Annotated in this window: 18 protein-coding genes; all 18 read right to left on the minus strand. The window is 46.5% G+C overall.

All coding sequences use genetic code 11. From position 1 onward, the window contains the following. Entirely contained in the window at nucleotides 1–903 is a 903-nt protein-coding gene (locus GWK74_02675; GenBank protein ID QHU90411.1) for a hypothetical protein, read from the minus strand. A 13-nt stretch (nucleotides 904–916) separates the two neighbouring features. After that, entirely contained in the window at nucleotides 917–2,929 is a 2,013-nt protein-coding gene (locus GWK74_02680) for a hypothetical protein (GenBank protein ID QHU90412.1), read from the minus strand. Further along, complete coding sequence (locus tag GWK74_02685; protein QHU90413.1) at nucleotides 2,923–3,588, minus strand: hypothetical protein; 666 nt, start codon at nucleotides 3,586–3,588, stop codon at nucleotides 2,923–2,925. The genes GWK74_02680 and GWK74_02685 overlap by 7 nt, the downstream gene beginning before the upstream one ends. 109 nt (nucleotides 3,589–3,697) lie before the next feature. Then, nucleotides 3,698–4,573 (minus strand): hypothetical protein, encoded by an 876-nt coding sequence (locus GWK74_02690; GenBank protein ID QHU90414.1) that lies wholly within the window; start codon nucleotides 4,571–4,573, stop codon nucleotides 3,698–3,700. Then, nucleotides 4,570–5,361: a hypothetical protein gene (locus tag GWK74_02695; protein QHU90415.1), complete on the minus strand. Its 792-nt coding sequence runs from the start codon at nucleotides 5,359–5,361 to the stop codon at nucleotides 4,570–4,572. Before GWK74_02695 ends, GWK74_02690 begins: the two co-directional genes overlap by 4 nt. Nucleotides 5,362–5,402: 41 nt before the next feature. Next, nucleotides 5,403–5,870, minus strand: a complete 468-nt coding sequence (locus GWK74_02700; protein ID QHU90416.1) for a hypothetical protein — start codon at nucleotides 5,868–5,870, stop codon at nucleotides 5,403–5,405. A 47-nt stretch (nucleotides 5,871–5,917) separates the two neighbouring features. Next, nucleotides 5,918–6,451: a hypothetical protein gene (locus tag GWK74_02705; GenBank protein QHU90417.1), complete on the minus strand. Its 534-nt coding sequence runs from the start codon at nucleotides 6,449–6,451 to the stop codon at nucleotides 5,918–5,920. Between the two features lie 16 nt (nucleotides 6,452–6,467). Beyond that, entirely contained in the window at nucleotides 6,468–6,728 is a 261-nt protein-coding gene (locus GWK74_02710; protein ID QHU90418.1) for a hypothetical protein, read from the minus strand. An 85-nt stretch (nucleotides 6,729–6,813) separates the two neighbouring features. Beyond that, on the minus strand, nucleotides 6,814–7,137 hold the full coding sequence (locus GWK74_02715) for a hypothetical protein (GenBank protein QHU90419.1): 324 nt from the start codon (nucleotides 7,135–7,137) through the stop codon (nucleotides 6,814–6,816). A gap of 307 nt (nucleotides 7,138–7,444) precedes the next feature. Further along, nucleotides 7,445–9,205, minus strand: a complete 1,761-nt coding sequence (locus GWK74_02720) for a hypothetical protein (protein ID QHU90420.1) — start codon at nucleotides 9,203–9,205, stop codon at nucleotides 7,445–7,447. 89 nt (nucleotides 9,206–9,294) lie between these two features. Next, a complete protein-coding gene (locus tag GWK74_02725) occupies nucleotides 9,295–10,371 on the minus strand; it encodes a hypothetical protein (GenBank protein QHU90421.1) in 1,077 nt (358 codons plus the stop codon). Next, nucleotides 10,287–10,670 carry a hypothetical protein gene (locus tag GWK74_02730; protein QHU90422.1) on the minus strand — a complete coding sequence of 128 codons (384 nt, stop codon included), beginning with the start codon at nucleotides 10,668–10,670 and terminating at the stop codon, nucleotides 10,287–10,289. The genes GWK74_02725 and GWK74_02730 overlap by 85 nt, the downstream gene beginning before the upstream one ends. 23 nt (nucleotides 10,671–10,693) lie before the next feature. Then, the gene (locus GWK74_02735) at nucleotides 10,694–10,900 is read right to left on the minus strand and encodes a hypothetical protein (GenBank protein ID QHU90423.1); all 207 of its coding nucleotides are present in this window, start codon (nucleotides 10,898–10,900) and stop codon (nucleotides 10,694–10,696) included. Between the two features lie 135 nt (nucleotides 10,901–11,035). Beyond that, nucleotides 11,036–11,230 (minus strand): hypothetical protein, encoded by a 195-nt coding sequence (locus GWK74_02740; GenBank protein ID QHU90424.1) that lies wholly within the window; start codon nucleotides 11,228–11,230, stop codon nucleotides 11,036–11,038. Between the two features lie 270 nt (nucleotides 11,231–11,500). Further along, entirely contained in the window at nucleotides 11,501–11,779 is a 279-nt protein-coding gene (locus GWK74_02745) for a hypothetical protein (protein ID QHU90425.1), read from the minus strand. A gap of 23 nt (nucleotides 11,780–11,802) precedes the next feature. Continuing rightward, on the minus strand, nucleotides 11,803–12,327 hold the full coding sequence (locus GWK74_02750) for a hypothetical protein (GenBank protein ID QHU90426.1): 525 nt from the start codon (nucleotides 12,325–12,327) through the stop codon (nucleotides 11,803–11,805). Nucleotides 12,328–12,602: 275 nt separating this feature from the next. Beyond that, nucleotides 12,603–12,797: a hypothetical protein gene (locus GWK74_02755; GenBank protein ID QHU90427.1), complete on the minus strand. Its 195-nt coding sequence runs from the start codon at nucleotides 12,795–12,797 to the stop codon at nucleotides 12,603–12,605. A gap of 762 nt (nucleotides 12,798–13,559) precedes the next feature. Further along, complete coding sequence (locus GWK74_02760; protein ID QHU90428.1) at nucleotides 13,560–13,847, minus strand: hypothetical protein; 288 nt, start codon at nucleotides 13,845–13,847, stop codon at nucleotides 13,560–13,562. Between the last annotated feature and the right edge of the window lie 62 nt (nucleotides 13,848–13,909).

Below are 13,909 nucleotides of genomic sequence, written 5' to 3' on the forward strand. Positions count from 1 at the left end.
CTAAGCAATCGACTTAACAGTAATATTTGAATACTGTCCACGCACCATACCCGTGCAGTCATGCAATACTGATATCCTGTCTTCAGCTTCCACGTGCAAAACTCCATAAACTGTTACGCCAGCATAGCCTGTATGAGGAGCACCAAGGGCATGTACAACCTGTTTGTATTTCTTATCTTCTTGGTCCTTCTTTTTGTGTTGGACAATCAGGTATAGGTATGTCCTTAGCTCTTCTGCCATGACCGTTCCTGTAATCTCAACCGTTTTCACATTCTCTCCGATAACAAATTCATTTCTCTCACCATCGATCGTGATATTGCCACGCTGAATAATTTGCTTTTTGAGTCGTGAGCGGTTGCTACCAGCATTGTAGTAGTTTGTGCTGTCAAGATTGGCCGCAGCGATTGAATATCCGAGGCTTTGAGCAGTCGCTAAATTGATCTTGTCGGCTGTAATACCACCGTCCTTGATACTTTCAGCAGTAATAGATTTCTTTGCGATGTTTTTATCCTCTATTATATGGTCTTTTAGCGTACCATCGGTGTTGTGCGTTTCGAGAAGTGCACTTGCCAAGTCGTTAGACCAACTAGCGGTGGGACCGGCCTGAATAATATCACCGACCAGATTACCGTCATCGACTGCGCCAGCTTGAAGCGAAAGACTAATAATTTGGCCTGTTGCCTTGTTGGCAATACCCTTCCAGTCTCTTTGACTACCAGCCACTACTTTGCCGGCTGAATCAACTCGATACGACATAAAGTGTGTCGCGGTGTCTTCATTCCAGCCCGACAGACTGTCTACCTGTAATGTATCAGAACCAGCAGCTCGCGGACTAACAACTCTTGCCACATTAGGATTGCTACCTTGCATTGTTTTTGTAATTTTATCGCTGACACTTGCCATGATTGTTCCTCCTTTAACTTAGATCTTTTGTGCCAATATTGACGTACTCAAATACCACTCTCGACATTGAGTAACTCACTCCTGGATCAGATGAACTCCAGCCATACTGCACCCAGTGGGCGTCTTCATCTATCTCCAGTTCTACTTCCTCGCTTGCAGAGTTAAATGTCTCCGGAATACCCTTTATCTGACTCCAGCCGATAGTGCTCCATCCGACCCCCGGCTCACTCCAGCCAGTGCGGCTTGATGATGCGCCGAAAAATCTTGTTTCTGTGAATGTCTGTAGCCCATCTTCGGTCTTAACTGTGGCAGTTAGATTGATGCGACCTTGTGGTCTAAGCAGGACGAACACTGCACGCAAAACTCGCGCCCAGTCGCGACCTGTCTCCTCAAACCTTAGCTGCCCACTTTGTGCGCTGGTGTTAAATGGTTTTCCGTCATCAACAGTGTTTGCGCCCTTCGACAGCTCGACGATTTTATTTTCTTGGACAATTAGAAAGTGAGTTATACCAGAGTTGTCGTTATACAGCGTCATCCAATCAGCACGGATATTCCACGGCTTCATCCATGCACCCTTACGATCAGTGTCATAAATCCATATCTGATTGTTGTAGTCAGCTGCAACAGGTAGTGCCCAATACACTCGACCCTCAAATGCTAAGCCAACTGCTTTTTCAATAGCCTTGCTATTAAGATTACTGATTGCATCTTGAATGGTATTGGTAATACGTCGCGTCGATAGCACATTCTGTAACTGAGGCAGAGTACCAGTTGTATTGAACCCACCACGGCTTGGATATAGCAAATCATTGTTATAAATAACTACAGCATCGGGGCTATCTGTACCATCCGCACCAGTATCCTCCTGTACCTGCCAAACAGTGATTGTATCCTCACCATAGGTGATATTTGTTGGAGTGATATAGAATCGCTTACCAGTACCGTTTGTACCGTTAGACAGCACAGTAACCTTTGGGTCTCCCTTGCCATCCCGGTACGGTCTTACCGCAAATGGGACCTCCTTTGTGCCGCTACCGACCGGCGTGTATCCACCGCCGTATCCTGGTGAGAAATCTAGTTCATGACCATAATCACCACCACGCCAGACATAAAATGGATTGTCTCTATCTCCCGTCATCCAAATACGACCATTAATCACATCAGCCCGCGTCGATTTTGGACCAGCTGTATTATTGTCCTTCGGTAGCGGTACAGACATATCTAGGCTACGAGATCCATTATCAATAAATATCGTCTGATCCATCGGCAGTGCGGCCGCTAATCGATATAGCGTTGGCTCACCTCCGCCATCTACACCGACACCACAGTAAATATTCCACGACTTTGCCTCCGTACTGTCTGGTCGTTTGATGGACAAATTCTGCTTTTCAGCATTCCACATATCACGATCGGCAGATATTGCCTGAGATAGTAGCGGTGACCCCGCTGTTTCGCCGACAGTAGAGTTAAAAGTGACCGCATAGAATACCTTAAACCCCGTACCAGTTAGCCCTACGTTCTTATCTAGCGTCGGCTTTGCTGGGTCTGCTATTTTCTGAAATGCTACGATCTTCATCGTAGGGATGTCTAGGTAGCTTAGAGTGTCTTCACCATTCATGACTAGGAGGTTATTGCGTATTTGCTTGAAATGTCCACGTGCTGATTCATGGTATTCCTTGCCTTCAATTACTTGCCATGCAGGATCTTCGCCCTTAGCAATACATAGCTTTGTCTTATCCTTGATTCGTTGTAAACAAGCTAACCAGTTGATTGATCCATTTTTGGTTGTACTACGAAATTCAGCTAGCTCCCCTAGTATTTTGCCTAGTGGCTGCGGCCCATACTTTGCTGTACCGCACCTTGTTGTGATAACTGAGTCCTGATCAAGTATCATGTTCTCAGTTGCTCGTAAGCCTCTCAATGGGGACCGCCCATCATCAAAGGCTGTTACCACACCATTCTGCCAGTCCTGAACCGCCAATCGTTGTATCTTTGGCGCTTTCATATTTTTGGCAGGCTTTAGCATATATCAGACACCCCCGGGATAATATGTAGCGGTCGACAACTTACTTGAGCAGCATTATTCTCAATCATTTTTTGCATTAACTGATTGGCCTCTTCGACGAGGTTGCTGTATTGATTTTGTAAAAGAATGTCGTTACGCGCGTATTCAGCAGCACACATGGTCACAAGCCACATTGGATTGTCTACAGGCACTATACTGCTTTGGTTGGTGAGTAAAGGTGCATGAAGATAAACAGGTATTGTTATCTGACCGCCTATCATATGGTCATCACTCCTAATAGGATCAATGAATATTAGCTTGTTGCCGGCAATGGTGCAGCAGTTTTGCCCCTTGTACATCCCTGCTTGCTCTGGTGGGACCGTAGTATAGTCGCGCTCCCGCCCATCTTTTTTAACCTTGATAGTATCGCCTAGTACGTCGCTTACTTTTGCCACCTTGGTCATATCAATAGCGTATGCTTGATCTGTCGATAAAGTATCGATCGTGTATGCTGGATCGTATAAGGATTGCCAATCAACATTTGGCTCACTTTGCCATACAGGAATATACATATTAGCAATACCAAGTATTTTCTGATACTTCTTGTCGGTTTCTGGTAGATTTCGTACTTTACCAGTAGCTTTTAGCATGACTGCTGATACAAGCTGTGTAGTGTTCATGGCGTTTCCCTAAATTAAAAACACGGAGCCGGCTTATTGTTGCCAGACGCTCCGTGTTTTTTAGGTCACGCTGTTTTCTTGGTTACTATTATAGCATAATTTATCATAATTATGCTTTACCCGTGTGGACTTTTGGCTTTTTGCTTCTGCTTGCACCGTTCCATTGCTTTAGAGCAGCATTCACCTGCTTCTGGGTATTCATTTTACTGATCAGGTTTTGGCCAATCTGGTTAATACTCATACCGCTGACCGAAGTTTGATTTGCTTTCGCTGCGGATGACGACATGTTCGCTGCAGCTTTTATTCCTATAGAGGCGACACCAGAGTTGGCGGACTGGCCGCCACGCCCTCCTCGACTACCCCTACCGCGGCCCCAGCCATTTCCGCCACCCGAGCCCTCTTTGGTAATTCTGTTACCATCTACGTCAAACTGAGCAGCATTGAGTGCTCGTGCTTCCCACTTAGTGATATACCCCTCAGCACGCAGTTTGTTGATAACGCCATTCTTGGCAAACATTTGCCCAATGATACTCTTGCGCCGTCCGTTAGTGAGTGCTTGCATCAGCTCCTCGTGGGATGATTCTTGTGCCTTCTGACGCCAGTAGTTATCCATTAGACTGACCTCCTTGTGGGTGGTCATTGCTCCGTACTCGATCTGATCCTTACTGTAGCCAGACTCCTTATAGTAGCGCTCCTTTGCCCAATCTGGTAGGTCTTTATGCTTACCCATAAAGATGTCCACCGCACTCTTTGCTTTATTGGCTTTCTTCTCACCGTTCTCTAGTTTGTTAAGGATATCGTTTGATGAGTTGAATTCTTTTTTGACAGTCGAGGCACCATCAATATTGTAGGCCTTCATCCAATTAGAATAAGCCTCGTTGCTATTACCCTGGCCCTCGGCAAGTTTCTTGTAGTGTTCCCTTTGAACTTCACCCTTCTTGTTGACGATCAAGCCGTTCTGCGTTTTCCATTCACCACTATTCATCTTGATGTTCTCTTCAGCTTGGGCTTTAGCAAAAGCGGCAGCACTTTCACCAGATCCTGAGGCTGACGCTTTTTTGCCGATAGCCTCAGCCGCTTCTCGGCTTCGCGCTGTTTGTTGACATCTTGAATGAAGTTATTGGCTATTTCCATGCCGGCACCCTTACGTAATTGGTTGTATACTTCGGCTTGTTTATCTGACAATGGAGAGGTCTTGTTGGCGTACGACTGCTGTACCTCATCAATGGCATTCTTACCAAACATGGCTGCCCTGGCCCATTTCCACCAATCTGCAGTATCGTTATTGACCGGCGCCACGACTTGGCCAGAATCTGTCTTTGACACACCATCAAGCATCGTACCGACGCCAGACGTCGTTTTGCGTATTTGATTACCCATTGGCACGACACCCAATACGCTCTTTGTAGCACCATTCCAATTTCCAGTCGCTGCTTTCTGTGCTGAGTCAATAGTGTTTACCGCCGTTTGTACAACACCAGTTGCACCTTCAAAACGACCAAAATCACTATCTTTGCCAAACCAGTCTTCTCGAGTGCTCTTTGGAATAGTATTAATCATAGCCGACCCTCCCGGAGCCGCCTTGGCAATCTGAGACCCTATCACTGTTGCACCGTACAATATAGGCTGCTTTTTGGTTTTATCTTCATCATCTTTATTGGCATTCGCGATCGCGTCTTGGATTGCACCATATATATCCATGAGCGGCTCACTTCCAGTAATCGACTTCCACAGGTAGTTCATAGCCATTGCCACAGCAAATGCTTCAGCCATACGTACACCGTAACCGCCAAATTGCTTAAATTGTTTATGCTTTAAGCTACTGCCATAGCCCTGAAGTGTTCCATGTTATTCTTCCAGTTCTCGCTCGTCTCATAGGTAAACTGTAAGAACATCTTACCAATAGCTGACTTATGGACTTCTGGCATACCACCAAGAGACCTATCGCCAACCGCGCGTGCTGTAGCTCGATCGGTTTGCGTGATTAGATCCCGACCTGTTAGTCCTTGTGATTTAAGGCGACTATAGTTAGCCGTCCAGTTAATACGAACAAACGTCTTCTCAACGGTATCAAGCAATGTCGCCTTTGATACAATGCTTTGCGTTTTCTGCCACCAGTTCCTGTCAAACTTACCACCAGTTTCGGTATAGCGCTCTGTAAGGAATGGTGATTTCTGCCACATGCGGCGCACTTCTTGATTGCGAAGATGGGTTATTGCCCAGCCGGTATTTTTGAGACCATTATCACGAACGGTATCTGGCAGGTTTAGTGCCTGCGCCATAGTAGATGATATATTACCCATGATTTTGTTGGCACCATTCAGGGCTTCTAAGACCGGATGACCCTCATCGTTTTCGGTATCCTATCCAGAAATGGACGATCAATTGCACTCGACTTACCAGCCAAAGCATTGACGAAGTCACCCAGAGCCTGCTTCTGGCTTGACCCTACATTCTTAATAGCTGGTATGCCCATATTCTCCAAATCCTCGCTAACATAGCGCGAAAACTCTTTTTCCGCACCCATCATTTCTCTATCCGCAGTGTCTAGAGCACTTATCGCTGACTGCATAGACCGTCCCTTGGCGATAACTGGTTCCAGGTGGGTGTTGAGTATCATTGCCTCCGACGCCTTTGCGATTGCAACTCGTGGATCGAGAACATAGCCCTCTGCGCCCTTTCGCGCTAGCTCATGCTTATTAAACCGTTTCATCGGCTTTGTCATGTCTGAACGGCCAACGATCCAAGCCGGTATTGTACCTCGGCCATTTGCGGCAAAGTCTCCATGAATGCCAAATGTACTGATAACAGTATCGTTCATTAACTGCTCAAGTAGACCGCCATCTTCCCAAATGTGTGCCATATAATCCTTGCGTACTCTATCTCTGGCTGACCCAGTTACGTCGAACTGCATTGGCTGCATTGATGAGCCTGTCATATAGGCTGCGCATGGTTTTATCATATTGCCGGACTCCATCGAGAGTAGTTTCACCATACCAATGTCTAAAGGCCTCATCTTTCGTTTTGAACGTTACCACCTTGCCATCAATGTCGTCACTCATCGGCACCTTGTCTTCAATGTATTCTCCAGCTGCCCTGAAAAAGCCATTTGTAGACATTTTGCGTGGTTTATACTGCATAGCCTCAGCGCGGCACCCTCCGCCTCTTGCCTCACTTTAACAATCTCCTGTTTTGCATTTGCGTTAGCCGTGCGCGCTTCATCAACTAAGTTGAGGTATTGCTCCGCGTTTTCGCCAGCTTCTTAATACTGGCTCGTGCAAATGTGTCAAATACACCAGATTTATTCTTAAGAGTTCTAAAAGTATCCTCCTCTAACACTGCCATTTTACCCCCAACTTGATAGACGGCACCAAATGGTGTAACCTCCACGTGATTTCCGAGCACTTCGCCCGTCTTGCGATCACGCACCAAACCACCATCCACAGCAACATTCTCTGGGTTTTTGATTGGGCTGGTAACAATTTCCTCACCAACGACTCTACCGCTCTTTCCGTAGCGTGGTTGTCGCGACGCGATAAAGTCTTGCACCGTGCCTCACGACGCGCCTCCTGGACTGCTCTTTGGATTTTCATCTTGAATAGACTGTCTATGGTTTTATCGTTGTACCACGTATAGGCGGCCCTTGAGTATGCTTCCATTCACCATCACTACCCCTCGCCAACAAATCGCCGCTCAAACTGCTGAAGTGTATTCCATCGCTTGGTTTCTTGTCAAAGATGCGACGCTTATGCTGTCGATATTCCCAATCACCATCCCGCACCGGCTGTCTGTGATATCATCGACACCAACCTTTGTTTGGTCATAGAGATTACGCGAGTAATAATATTGCCCTTATCTAGCCTGCCAAACTTATCTTGCTGCCATACTGTCTTGTCTGGGTAGACTCAGGTGCTGGTGTATCCTCTGTCACATCATAGGATGCTTCTAGGTTTTCTCGATGAACAGTGGCATTATATTCTTTGATGAACTGTTGCAGCTCTGTTTTCTTAATGCCCGCTCCTTGCGCAATAGTACTGATCTGCATATCCGCATCTGCCACATCCTGCGTATTGCCGTCGGACAGAGCCGCTTTACGGTAATCCAAAATATCTCTAATTTCGCTCCACGCACTGTCTTTTGTTTCTTTATCCGCACGCATACGCTCTTGAGATGCTTTTTCGACATCCTGCTGAGCTAAGGCAACAATTTCTGGGTCTTTTCGTAATTCATCAATCATTTGCTTATTTTCACGGACTCGACGGCGTGATTCAGCAGCACGCTGTAGTTCTTGAACAAATCTATCAATATTGTCATAGCCCATTTCCTGAGCAACAGTATCAATATCTCGCTTACCTGTACGACGCCTGTAGGCAGCTGGTATGTCTTCTGCCAGGTTTCCTAGATAGTGTCTTAGATCATCAACATGGATGCGTGGTATATTCCAATTTGTGTCACCACCCATGATGTTAGTTTCTTGATCCATAAATAACTCTGGATTAGTTTCAGCTATTCGTGCATCAATGGCTTGGCGCAACTCCTTGGTCATCTTTGGCTTTGGATTATCTTGGATGTCGTTAATGGTTTCTTGAAGAGGATGCTGGTAACGATTATCCGTATTGACATTTTGGGTATTGTTTGCTACACTATCGTTAAGATTCGTGGACTGTAATTGCCCCGTTTCGGACGTATAACCACTGACTGTATTATCAGTATTTGGTCGGCCAGATGACGAATCATTAAAGTAGGTAACCACGTTCAGTGCGTTGCCTTTTTTAATTACCTCGACAATAGCTTTTTTATTCCCCTCCATCTCGCGCTCAAATTTTATTCTTTGTGCACCACGAACTACCTTTTCTTTAGTGATTGTATCTGGGTCTTTTATTATCTCTGGAAGGGCAGCTATGTCATAGTCGCTGAGCGGCAGTGAATCATCAGGGTTTACAACATGACGATTATGAATATGTATCGCGTTTTTGTTTGTTAGTTCGATGGAAGCACCACCACGCACATCAATTCCAGTAGCCTGCTGTATTTTAGCTGCGGTCTCATTGCTAATAACGTCAAGCTTGGTGATTCTGCGTATTCCACGCAATACATCATCAAATTTTTTAATAGTTTCGAGTGCTTTATTTGAATCAAGACTCATCGTCCTCACTCGCCCATCGCCGCCAGGTACTTGCTGTTTGGTGTTTCTGAACTTTCCTGTTTCCATTTGGGCGTAAAACTGCTTGATGATATCCTGCTTACCAATAAGTCCTCTTATGGCTTCGGTGATGCGGTCGTAGATAGCAACAATGCGCTGCGGAATATGTAAGCGAGCTGCAAGGCGTGGTGCATCTTCGCCATGTAATTTACCGTTGTAATATTCACTAAAGCCATCAGCTAGCTGCTCCTCGGCTAGCAGGTTAATGTCACTATCTCCATATTCCTTGCCGTATTTACTAATGAGATAGTCATCACCGTAAGATTCACGGATAGTGTCTAGAAGCTCCTGTTTATTATCTGCGCGCTCTAGGATTTTATGGCCCAATTCATGGTTCAGAGTATCCTCAGAAAGCTTATTTAGGTTGATAGTATCAGTTTCTGGATTATAGTAACCCAAGGCTTTCCTCTGCATTTCATTTTGCCATTCATTGAATACAAGACGCTCATCACCTGTTAGTCGCAGATGGCGTGCTAGGAGTTCACTGGATTGCTGGAGTTCTTCTAGTTCTGTACGTGCTGTACTATTAGCTGTACTATTAGCTTATACCGCATATCTGGACCGTCTGTCGGATTGAGGTTGTCGATGTATTTGGTTTGGCTTGGGCTAAAAGTAATTGCCATATCATCCATAATCACACCATCTTTGCCAGTAGTGTCTTTGATATCTTGAGCATATTTTTTCCATTGCCCATTGTCAGTAATATCCCACAACAAGTCCATATCGTTATCGTACACATCATAATCTTCACGATATGCTGGCTCGCCGTTATTTATTCGTCGATATAGGGCGTCATACTGTTCAAATGAGACAGTTTTTTGGTTGTTAGTTATTGGGGAGGTGATGTTCGCATACATTTCTTTTAGATTGACTCCGTAGTCGTTAGCCATATCTTTGTCGTATGCTAAATAGTTACCCTCGCCCCACCTATTCCGCGTGCTACTTGATGAGCCGGCTAATGGACTAAATTGGTCGAACTCACTATTTGTACCATGGTATACAGTCTTAAGATTACCGTTTTCGTCTCGGATTTTAGAATTCTTAAAGTATTCCTCTTGTGCTGGGCTTAGCTTATATCGCACATCCTGCGCCACCGTATTCTGTACGTTCTGAGTAGCCTGCTCGATAAGGTAGTTTTCTAGCTTACCAGTGGTTTGCTGGCGAGTAGCAATAGCGTTGGTATCGCCGTGCTGGATGTCGGATATGTTTCGACTAACGGCCTGCTTGAGGGCAGGGCTCGCATTTGGCATAGTAGTTTCTACTGTCCGGTTGACATTGATCGATTGAATTGGGTGGGCTTGACTGGTTTGTGTATTGACTGCACTGACTTCTGCCGCTTGACGCAATGACCTGTTATCTGATGGACGCCGATAGAATGATGAGTATCCAGTATCCTGATTTTGAACCTGTCGAACTTGGCGCTGCGCTAGTGCTTCTTGCTCAAGCTTGCCAGGAGTTTGTTGCTGTGTTTGCTGGCTCTGAGCAATCTGTGCGCTCATTGTCGCTGATGGATGATTACCTGTCTGTCGTACGCCGCCAAAGTTACCCGCACCAGCTGGACCACCAAGCGCTGCACCCATAAGGGCGCTTTTAATAACCCCTTCTGAATATTACGACTAGGGTCATAGGTATGCTTAGCGAATGCATTTTCCGTTAGTTGCTGAGCTGCTTCTTCACCACCCTCCGCTAGGGCACTTTTGACCATCCGCCGAGCAACGGTTTTACCACCGGGTGTCAGTACCTTATCTAGTCCTACTTTTTCAATAGCAGCCTGCACTGCCGCATTGGCGTAAGCCGCGCCTAGTACGTCGCGAGTGTTTTTGCCATGAGCGTTAGCGTCAGTTACAAAGTCTGCGGCATTTTCCGCAAACTGCCGCACAACTGGAACTACACCAGCCGTCGCTACCCTGTACCGAGATCTTGTACCAGCCTCTGGCCGCTCTGGCCCAACTCATACGCCACATCAACATCAGCATTATTTTTCTTAAGTACACCAAACTGTTTATCGTACTGTGCATTGCGCTGCTTACCTTGCTCAACAATATTTTGACGTGCTTTATTATATTTTTCGTCTCCAGTAATACCATACATAGCATCAGAGATTGCCAAAGCTAATTTATCGCCAGTATCACCGACGGTACGGCCTGCACCATCTACTGCACTTTTGCAAAGCTAGTAACCGAGCGGGCTGGTGCGGTCGCCATACCCACGATATCCGCCATGTTGCGCGACCGTCGTGCTTGATCAGGCCGCATTAGCCTCATTCTCTAATCGAATACGCTCTTGACGATTACTGAGGATTTCTGGTTCACTGACACCACGTGCGCGCATTTTGTTGTCTATGATGTCTTGGCGACGAGTCTGATCAGTTTTATACTGATTCACCTCCTCGTTAGCACGCTGGATGGCGGTATGAACAGGGTTGGTGTCGATTCCCATTCGCGACAAGCCGTTCTGCATGCTGGCTATATTGGGATTAATTACTGGTTGTGGCTTTGTTGCTTGAGGCTGCACCAGAGCTGGCTTGGGTAGCTGAGGTTGCGGTTGTTGAGTTGGTTGTGGCTTTGGCTGCTGGATTGGCTGTTAACCGCGTTTTGTATCTGGATCTGCTTATTCTGCTTGTTGGCCCAATCTTGCTGACCCTCGGGAGTAAGCATTTTTGGAGCATCATTTACAGTTACCTGCGGCCTAGACTGGTTATTCTGGCTATTAATGTTTAATTGCTGCGTTGCCTGATTGACTTGTTGGAGAGGATTTGAGATTAACTTTTGGTTGAGCCGGTTGTGATAACTGTCCCAAACTGCCACTACCGCTGTTAGCCCACGGTGTATTGAACCGCGGCTGGCCATTCAGCTGTGGTTGCTGTACCTGCTGCGGCTGTGATTGCTGAGGTTGCGGCTGAACTTGCTGCTCTCTGCGCCGCTTCTCATCATCATTAACCCAGCCTTTGCCGGTGAAAAAGTTACCTAATCTCTGAAAAAAGTCCATTCTCTAATCCCCTCCTCACTTACTTACAGGTATTGGTTTTGACGTTTACGCTCTTCCTCTTGATTGAGGCGAGTGTTGTAGATGTTGAGTGTTGGGTCACTACCCGGTGCTGCTGGATTGGATACACCGACCGATGTATCACCCGTTACCTTGTAGCTGTCGAGGTCTTTTGCGTTGTACTGAACCTTGTTACCGGTGTAGGTATTTTGCTGACGACCAAGACTGTCAATTTCACCCGACAGAGCATTTGCACGAGCCAGATCAGCACGAGCTGCATTAGCACCATTCGCGCCTTGTGCGGCAGCTTTTTGACTACGTAATTGAGCGAGCTGTGTCAAGAGGTTCTGGCGGGTAGTCTGAGACGCCTGACGTGCTGCACTGTCTTCATTCGCTTTCCAGTCATTAAGTTTCTTATCCTCATCTGCGTAGTCGTTCTTAAACTGACCCCATGTTGTATCGATTTGTCGTTGGTTTTGCGCATAGGTCTGACCCGCACCGGAACGCTGCTGATTAGCCTGATTCTGCACTGCACGACCGGCTAATTGCATATCTGAGCCAACAGCACCCATGCTACCGAGTGAACGAAGCAACCCGCGGAGTCCTACAGCCGAGCGGTCGTTAATATTATTAATGTTGGTGCGGCGTTGCTGCTGGTTTTGGCGTGTCTGGTCGTTGAACTGTCCTTCTGCACGGTTCCATGAGCTGCGAAGTTCGTTTTTCTTGGTATTATACTGACCGCTAATATTACCGAGGCGTACACCTAGTTGACTATCTATACGACCTAGCCCATGCTCTAGCTGACCAATACCTTGATCGTATTCTGCTAGCTGAGCAGCACTGGCACGGTTGCCTCCACCGTAGTAGCCGCCTCCACCACCTCCGCCATAGTAGCCGAGGTTGAGGTTCTGGTTACCACCTGGATCAGAGCCGCCTCCTCGGCGAGCTTGTCTCCAGCTGTTATACGAGTTCTGCCACCACGGGTTGACCGAGCGATTAACAGACGAAGCACTATATCCATTCGATCTCTGCTCCCTGTCTGCATTCCAAATAGTCCATGTCGCTCACCGGTTAAGAAATTACCATTGATACGCTGATCATCACCGACCACGTTCAAAAGCGCCTGAGCTTCGGCGCGTTTAGCAGCTGATGGGTGATTGTTAGCGTGCTATATAAGGTGATGATTTGCCGAGGAGTTCTCGTCTCGCGTTAGCTCCATAACCTTCAGAACGTGCTAGGCATTCATATTCTTACTAGTCAGAGGGGATTTTTACTCGTATAGTCACATCTTTCACTGCTCAAGTTGCAAAGTCGGCAGTTACTTTTCTAGCTCTAGTTGCGGAACTTCGCGAGCTGCAACACTAGGCTTAGTTTCAGGCTTTCGAGCCACTTATATAGCCAGTTGATAGCACCAAGCGCAGTGTATTGGAGTACAATACAAAACGTTATTTCACTGTACTACAATACATTGATGCCACCAGTTAGTAGCACCAGATTGAGCCGATTTCCACCTGCACTCAATTCTATAGGCAAATGAAAAGCCTAGACACTGATGCTACCAGTTGAACAGACGATAGCAAGGAGTCGCCACCGCGCTCCCAAATGTGTCTATCTACGTTTTCGACACATCTGTTCTCGTAGTTCGGGGTCTCCGACCGCTAGTGGCGTGTCATTGCCATCATCTGTCCAGTTATGCGGTTGAGTTGTTAATGTTCTACTGGGTACGATTTATACCCGATTGGTTTAATTTTACCCAGTTTATTGACATATGGTAGGTCATTGGTTATTCAATCGGCTCTAGGTCTTTAATTGCTTTTTCAACCTCAGATCTGTCGTACTTTTTGCCATTTATTTCGATGGGGGTTATTGAATGACCTGGCGATAGCACCTGATAACCCATCTCTTTCAGCTCGGCGGCCGTATACCAATTGCTGGCGACGGTGTATTTATTTGCAGGGCTCAATAGATAGCAGTCATCTACTGCCGCTAGGACCTTTCTGACGCCAAAGCCTTTAGAAATATCGTCCCCAGCGCACAGATTGTCTAGCGTCTTCTCAGCAGGCCCTAGCATTTCGTCTGACCAGCAAAAAATATTCTCCTCAACCCTGTAGTAGTCGCTTTCTACACAATCAA

The sequence above is a fragment of the Candidatus Saccharibacteria bacterium oral taxon 488 genome (genome assembly GCA_010202115.1).
In the GTDB taxonomy this organism is placed as follows: Bacteria; Patescibacteriota; Saccharimonadia; order Saccharimonadales; family Saccharimonadaceae; genus Nanosynbacter.